An 8,032-nucleotide genomic window follows, 5' to 3' on the forward strand; every position below is an offset into this window, starting at 1 on the left:
TTTCTATAGTGTAAGGGGATTTATTTATTTACTACATAGTTTCTACAAGATTAGACTTACTAGTAATCAACCATTTATTTAGCTCTTCTGCAATCAATTCTGCTCTTTTCTCAAAGAATGTTTCATAGTCATCTTTAAGAACACCAAACTCATTTAAATCTCCTATTAAATGATCCTTCATCGTTTCTCTTAGTTTGCTGTTTTGCTCAACAAAATCCTTCATGTATTCGGACGGCGCTTTTGCTCTGATTATATTCTTATTTAAGAAGTCATCAACAATTGTAATATTTACGATATGATTGATATAGAACATATCCTCACCTTGTTTTTGAAGATATGCTTTAGGGAAAAAGTGATGATAGTTCTTACTATTTGCCTGCTTCAAGAAACTGTTATTGATACGAACGACTGAATTATCACTAAATGATTTAGGCTCATGATACGCCATCAAGCATAGGATAGATTTAATAAAGCTTCTATTCACACTGAAATGACCATTATTAATAATTAAATCCTTCGTTACATTCAATTTTAAATCGTATTTAGGCAGCTCACCTTTTAAGATAACATCAATCCGCTTAATATCTTGACCTAATCTAGTTTCTAAGGCACTTGAATACCTTTCTGATAGAGATACTCTCCAAAAGAAATCATCTAATAGTTCACGCATATATCCGGTTGGCTTGCTTTTATGGTGGTAAAAGAAATATGCGAATGTCACCACTAAGCCGTTATATGGTAAGAGTCTTGATACCGGAATCCTGTAATAGTTTCTAAAGTATTCAATAGCTCTTTCAATAGCGTCTACTGCTTCATCCCAAACGTCAATAAAATCAGCTTTTTCTAAACGTAAAATATGCTGCCTAGTACATTCTTTAACTAGAATTGTAGAAACCACTTGTAGAACGGTACTTTCTGGAATGGTCTCATATTCGACCTGTTCCAGCCTTGTTAACAGATCATCATATTTCTCTGACAGGTCAAAGTTCTTAGAAGCATCGTATGTTTTAGCTACCATAATTTCAAAAACAGTTAAGCTTTTACCGCCGACGTTCAGACGTGTAAATACTTCAGTTGCCACATCAATTGTAGCATCTCTTAATAAAATCGTGGAGAAGCGGTATGTGTTCATTCTATTTTTGTAATCAGTTAGCTTACTGTGATAACTCTTCGGATACTCAATGAGAACTGAAATATCACCCTCTAGTAAATCTCGTAATGAGATTACTTCTTTAGGATTACGATCCTCTATGTCTGTAACCACAAGCTGGCCGTCTTCCTCAGCTTCTAAATCTATGTACAGCTCAGCAAAATTATCTTTCCTAGTTTCTCGTTGTACCAATAGTCCTTTTAGTGTTGCATAAAGGCTTGTCATTCTTTGCTGGCCATCCAATACATATTGAGCTTTAGAGCCTATTGGGGTAGGCGGTAATTCTGCCCCGCCAATGTTTTTTATTGATCGCAGTTCTTCTCCTGACTCCCAGAGTATGAATGTTCCGATCGGATAGCCTTTTAGAATACTATCAATCAATTTAGCAGATTGATTAATTGTCCATACAAAATCACGTTGAAATTGCGGAATTTTAATAATCCCTTTGTCTATGTCACTAATTAACGTACTAAACGTCATAGATTGGGGTTCTGGTTGATACATTACACTTCCTCCACATCATTACTTGTTTTTTGCTTTCATTTCGAAATGTCTATGTAATCGATATTCACAAATCTCTTTTGTCCAGTCAAATAGAGTTTCCTTATGTTCATCAAGCACATCAAACGTCATTTTGAAATGACCTCGGTCAAATTCGATTAAGCCCTTAGATTTTCCAGCCCACATGGTCATTGGCATAGTTGCAATCAATTTAGCAACCTTCTTTTCATTGTATTCCCACATAGCTCTAGTATTTTTGGCTGAGAAGTCTATTTTTTTTCGGTATTCTTCTGCCATGAAAAAGGAATGGAAATAAGGAGCTGCCTCACTTGGAGTAATTGCTTTAAACCAATCATCTTTACCACGGGTAAGCATATAAGACAAAACAACCATCTTATAGCTCTTATTCATATCGGTAGTTTCAACTTCTTTTAACCAATCTAAATATAGTTCGTATGTTTCAATTTGTTCCTTGTCTAAAGCATTAGCTTCTTTTAGAAAAGTATAAAATGAGCCAAACTCAACTCTATATTGATTGCCATCGAAGCTCCCTTGTAAGTGTAACTCTTTATAAGTTGCTCTTCTACCTATTTCTCTAACCACATTATGGAAAGATGCTATCATCTGTTCTCGACGAGGTTTCCGTTTTAACTGTAATTGATTTAAGAGGTCTATTACCTTTGTTTCTAAATCAAACGAGCATAGATCTGGCACAGACGGAATGGCAGCTGTTTTCTTAGCTGATTTCGTATCCTCTTCTTCTTGTCTAAAAACTCGTAACTTTACGTCTGCATTACGATAATTTCCTATAAGGTCAATAATCACACATGCTTCTTTATCTTCCGCTAAACGCAATCCTCTTCCAACCTGCTGAATGAATACACTCAGTGATTCAGTTGGGCGAACAAAGAGCAATGTATCTACAGTCGGAATATCGATACCTTCATTGAAAAGATCAACTGTTAGGATAATTTCAAGCTCACCTGTCTCAAGTTTACGGATTGCCCCTTTTCGATCAGTGGAAGATGTATTTGAATTTAAGCTAATACAAGACACACCTTTTTGTTGAAAGCACTCTGCTAAATAGTTAGATTGCTTAATAGAAGAACAGAATACAAGCGTTCTAGTTTGTTTGTACTTTAGCCATGCATCATAAATATTGTTAAAAACATCATCACTTAACTGTTTATTTAACAGCTCACTTTCATCATAACGTGTCCCGAGCCATGTTATGGATGAATAATCGATTTCATCATAGACACCGTGATAACGGAAAGGAGCAAGCCAGCCTTTTTCAATGGCTGTCAAAAAGTCTATTTCATAAGCTACATTTCCATCACAAATTGCATAAACATTTTTCCCATCCATGCGATCAGGAGTTGCAGTAAGTCCTAATAAAAATGAATAAGAAAAATATTCAAGCACATGCTGGTAAGACCTTGCAGCTGCATGATGAAATTCATCAATGATAATTAAATCAAAGGCATCTTTATCAAATTTTTCAACTTGTTTCTGGTTTGCTATTGAGAAGATTGATGCAAATACAAAATCGGCGTCCCTTTCTTTCGCTCTAGCATTGAAAATACCACATGTTCGATCAGGCATCACATGATTAAATGTCTTCTTTGCTTGATATAAGATCTCTTCTCGATGTGCTATAAAGAGCACCCTCTTAAAACGACGTGCAAAAAAGGCTGAAAGATACGTTTTTCCTAACCCTGTAGCCATGACCACTAATGATTTGTCATATCCATCATCCAGGGTTCTCTCTAATTCTTCTAGAGCTTCGAGCTGAGCTTGCCTTGGCTTTAGCACTTGATAAGGTTCTGGAGGGTCATGAACTATAGGTGTATGTTCCTCCTTCTGACCAAACATCAATTCCTTTTCATCATCTGCGTCCCATTCAACAAACCGATTATCTCTTGAATGGTTTTGTAATAGATACATTTCTTCATATGCTTTGATCGTTACATCATTCACCGGTATGGTTTGTTCACTTAAGAATAGCTTCATAAATTCGTGTATGGCTTCTTCATATATGATGTGGTTATCTTTTGATGGAATGGAAACATTCCACTCAACCCCGGATGTTAAAGCGGATTTGGACATATTAGAAGAGCCGATAATTACATGACCTGTCTTATCCTCAAATTGAAATAAATAAGCTTTGGGATGAAACGACCGCCCATTGCTTTTCCATAACCTAATCTCAATACGTTCATGCAATTCAAATAAAATGCGCAGGGCATCAGGGTGGGTGATATACATGTAATCACCTGTACACACTTTCACTTCTGCTCCTCTATCAAGTGCCTGTTTTAATGGTTCCTTTAACAAATCTATACCTGATTTCATTAGAAAAGCCGTTACTATGTATACGGAAGAAGCTTTTTCAATTGTTTCTTTTATTTCATCAATTAATAGTTCTGTTACTAGACGCATTCTTACTCATCCTCTACATCAATTAAAAAGATTCGCTCGTTAAAACCTCCGCGCTCGTTTTGCTTTCTTTTTCTCACTGATTCCATTTCTTCTGGTGAAATATCATGAATCACACCAAGCGCATAGACGACTTCTAATAGATCGGCCATTTCTTCGATAATATCTTTCTTCGTATCAGCTTCAAGCAATTCCCCCATCTCTTCTCTCAGTTTTACTTTAAGCTGCCCTTCATAGTCTGCTTTATTTAAAATATCCGTACGAAATTCTTTTCCAGTCTTCTCTATAATCTCAGGGATTCTATCTCTTACTAGTTTGTTATATATAGGCATGGCACTCACCTTTACTATTTAATAGGATTGTTTTGCTGGAATAACCCCTCTAACTCCGCCACGAGGATTCTCCATATCTCCATTGTACCTTGGAATAACGTGGATGTGGGCATGAAAAATTGTCTGGCCAGCAGCCTCACCACAGTTCATGCCGATGTTAAAACCATCTGGAGAATATGTGTCATTCAGGAACGCTCTGGCAGTATGCACGAGCTCAAATAAAGCGGCCTGTTCTGTGCTCGTTGCTTCAAAGTAATCAGCTACGTGGCGCTTAGGGATGATAAGGATATGCCCTTCGGTAACAGGGTATCGATCGTAAATCGCGTAAGCATGGTTGTTTTCAAATAAATAATCTTGGATGGTGCAGAATGCGCATTTGGTGTTTTGCATAATGGTGCTCCTTTCTTGTGCTTGAATTTTTACTTAAAATGAAAAACTACAAACTTGAAGGCTTGTAGTTTTCTGCAAACAGTTTCATGAATACAATTTATTCTTCAGTATTTAATCTACTAATACCTATTCGGTTATAATAAGTAGCAGATAGATTCAATAGTTTTTATCTACTCTTCTATTAAATAATGATATAGGGACGTTTCTACCGTCTCTTTTAACTTGAATTGCATACGAACCACTGGTAAGTCATTTCCTGGCATAGTTGTTTGCTCGATGGTCGTTCTATCCGGAGTAACTTCTCCTAAATAATAAAAATCTGTACCTTCTGCATTGTCTTTCTTCACAAATAGATGCAAAGCAAGGTTATCATCTTCAGAGTTAATGATCTTTTTTACTTCATCAGATTGTAAGGTACGGTTACTTCTTGTATACCATTGAAATATATCCTGACTTAAAAATGCATCACCATAATTAATGCTTGATCCTTCTTCTTCCTGTTTATGGTACGTTACAAAAATAGGACATGTTCCATGTTTTGCTTTGTACCCATACATTGTTGAACTTTCATCATTTAACCAATTGAGTAGTTTACACGCATCTTTACGAGAATATTTCTGGTGAAGTGTAAGTGGAGTAGAGCTATCATATTGCTTACTCTTATGTTCAGCTACTTGTAAAATGTTCTTAATCTGTTCATTAAAATGTGGGTTATTTTGCAGCGATTCCATAACATGTCGGTTCCATTTATATCGATTCATCTCATATTCTACTATAGGCTTGTCCCCGTATTTTTTTATAGTTGCTGAAGTATAAAAAGAAAGATCAAGCACACGTTGAACAGATAGTAATGTATTTTTATCTGTTAGATAGTCACTATCTTTCCATCTCTTAAGTAGGGTACTCTCCTCAACCATTCCTTCTTTCAATAATACCTGTAGTAATGATATCTCATGCTTTCGTTTTCCGTTGAGGATTTCCTGGGACAGCATAGTTAAAACTCCCTGTTCGTATGAGGTAAGCATTGGTACTTCCTCCTTTAGTTTAACAAGAAATTGATAATAATTTTTATGTTCTGCAATGATCACAGTAGGGTCAATGGAGTTGTTAGTATAAAAATCAAGCAAAGAAGGTACTCGTCCTAGCCGATTTTTTAACTCAATATAAGCTTCCCTTAATATCCTCATGGATGTTAACTTAGAATCACTAATAGACTTAAATATTTGCTTCTTGGCAATTTCCTCAAAGTTTATTGATGATACCCCTTTTATATAACATGTATCCTTGGTATTTTTTCTAATTGAATCTTTATTTTGCGAACGATCACCAGATAATGCTACTGGAATGAGGTAATTATTTTTGTAATTACCAATGAAATCAATAATAGTTACGAATTCTTTGGAATTGTGTTTGCGTAGACCTCTACCAAGCTGTTGAATAAAAATAATACTTGACTGTGTTTGTCTTAACATAACTACTTGGTTTATGCTTGGGATGTCTACTCCTTCATTAAAAATATCAACAGTAATAATGTAATCTAATCCTCCATTCTCTAATTCATTAACTCTACGTAACCGCTCATCAGGAGAATGATTTCCGAGTAAAGCAACCGTTCTTAATCTGTGCTCATTCAACGCCGCCGACAATTTTACTGCTTCTTCTTTTCGACTACAGAACATTAATCCACGGACGTGATCGCCTGAATGACCATAATAATTTATCTTTTCTAGAATATGTTGAACGCGTTCCTCGGTTATTAACTTAGACAAAGCAGCTGTTTCATCTATCATTTTTCCTTCATATTCGTATTCAGTGACACCAAAATAATGAAATGGACAAAGCATATCTTCTTCTAATGCTTCTTGTAAACGGATCTCGTATGCAATGTTGTAATCAAAAAGTTCGTATATATTAAAGTCATCAGTTCGTTCTGGAGTCGCTGTCATTCCCATCATAAAAGTTGGTTGAAAATAATCCATTACTTTTAGATAAGTATTTGCCCCTGCTTTATGTACTTCATCAATTAAAATGTAATCGAAATCTTCAGGTGTAAATGTTAATAATACATCCTCTTTTGAGAGTGTCTGAATTGTTGAAAAAAGGTATCTAGCATTTGTCTCCTTTTTATTACCAGAGAGGATTCCGAAGTCTTTGTCAGGGCCTCCGAGTATACGTTGATAATCTTCTTTTGCTTTATGTAATATCTGCTCTCTGTGAACAATAAATAACATTTTCTTGGGAGTAAAACGCCTAACATCAAAAGCCGACAAAAACGTTTTTCCTGTACCAGTGGCTGATACAATAAGAGCTTTCTTATTCCCCGCTACTCGCACAGCTTCTATATTTTCTAGAGCAGCTTCTTGCATTTTATTCGGTTTAATAGAAAGCGCATCTTCAATAGAGTTAATTCTATAATCTAAGGGCATTTCAACAATGCTATCTTTGTTTCTAAATTGCTCGCTCTTAAATATACGTTCATACTCCGTAATCCAAGGTAAACTTAAAGGAATCGCATCCCCCCAAACATCTTCAAACTGTTGAGTAAAGTGGCGAATGATCTCACCATTTTCATGCGAATCTAATTTAACGTTCCATTCGTAGTTTGCTTTAAGTGCCTGGGCAGTTAAGTTGGAACTGCCTACTATGAGTGAAAAATGAGTTGAGTGTTTAAAAATATAACCTTTTGAATGGAATCCTTTTAGATTTGTTAATCGTACATCTAAATTAGGTATCTTTAATAAATCTTTAAATACTTTTGGTTGGTTAAATTGGAGGAAAGTTGAGGTTAAAATTCTTCCCCTAACCTTTCTTTGGTGCAGGTCCCAAAGAATAGACTTTAATGTAGCTAGTCCACTTTCGGTTATAAAAGCAACAGAGAAAAAGAAGTCTTCACATTGTGAAAGTTCCTCTTGAACCGCTGATAAGATTGTTTCTTTAGTATTAGGATTATTTACGAGTAATTTTGGCTTGTGTTTAGAAGATCGACCTTGTGAATGGTCAATAAACCCTTTATAGATCGATTCTTGCAAATTAGTTAAGATATTATCCATGTAATCACCATTCTGTTCTTATTATACCTAAAATTGTAAATGTAATAGATTCAAATGTAAATAAAAAAGCTACTCTTAAAGGAGTAGCTACAGATTGTTGAGAAACCCCACTTTTTAAAAAAGTGGGGTTTCTCATTTACTGAGTTAGACATCTAAAATATAAATGAAGT

General features: G+C 35.4%; 5 protein-coding genes. All 5 read right to left on the minus strand.

Features of this window, described 5'->3' with window-relative positions:
• Positions 1-31: 31 nt before the first annotated feature.
• Entirely contained in the window at positions 32-1,654 is a 1,623-nt protein-coding gene (locus A33I_RS05960) for a DUF262 domain-containing protein (RefSeq protein ID WP_022627569.1), read from the minus strand.
• 18 nt (positions 1,655-1,672) lie between these two features.
• On the minus strand, positions 1,673-4,093 hold the full coding sequence (locus A33I_RS05965; protein ID WP_022627570.1) for a DEAD/DEAH box helicase family protein: 2,421 nt from the start codon (positions 4,091-4,093) through the stop codon (positions 1,673-1,675).
• 2 nt (positions 4,094-4,095) lie between these two features.
• Positions 4,096-4,422: a nucleoside triphosphate pyrophosphohydrolase gene (locus A33I_RS05970; protein WP_022627571.1), complete on the minus strand. Its 327-nt coding sequence runs from the start codon at positions 4,420-4,422 to the stop codon at positions 4,096-4,098.
• Between the two features lie 18 nt (positions 4,423-4,440).
• Positions 4,441-4,812, minus strand: a complete 372-nt coding sequence (locus A33I_RS05975) for an HIT family protein (protein ID WP_022627572.1) — start codon at positions 4,810-4,812, stop codon at positions 4,441-4,443.
• 170 nt (positions 4,813-4,982) lie between these two features.
• Positions 4,983-7,862 (minus strand): DEAD/DEAH box helicase, encoded by a 2,880-nt coding sequence (locus A33I_RS05980; protein ID WP_022627573.1) that lies wholly within the window; start codon positions 7,860-7,862, stop codon positions 4,983-4,985.
• Between the last annotated feature and the right edge of the window lie 170 nt (positions 7,863-8,032).

This window comes from Alkalihalophilus marmarensis DSM 21297 (assembly GCF_000474275.2).
Lineage (GTDB): Bacteria > Bacillota > Bacilli > Bacillales > Bacillaceae_D > Alkalihalophilus > Alkalihalophilus marmarensis.

Coding starts and splice junctions, on each gene's coding strand:
- A33I_RS05960 (WP_022627569.1), bottom strand. CDS start 1,654: ATGTATCAACCAGAACCCCAATCTATGACGTTTAGTACGTTAATTAGT.
- A33I_RS05965 (WP_022627570.1), bottom strand. CDS start 4,093: ATGCGTCTAGTAACAGAACTATTAATTGATGAAATAAAAGAAACAATT.
- A33I_RS05970 (WP_022627571.1), bottom strand. CDS start 4,422: ATGCCTATATATAACAAACTAGTAAGAGATAGAATCCCTGAGATTATA.
- A33I_RS05975 (WP_022627572.1), bottom strand. CDS start 4,812: ATGCAAAACACCAAATGCGCATTCTGCACCATCCAAGATTATTTATTT.
- A33I_RS05980 (WP_022627573.1), bottom strand. CDS start 7,862: ATGGATAATATCTTAACTAATTTGCAAGAATCGATCTATAAAGGGTTT.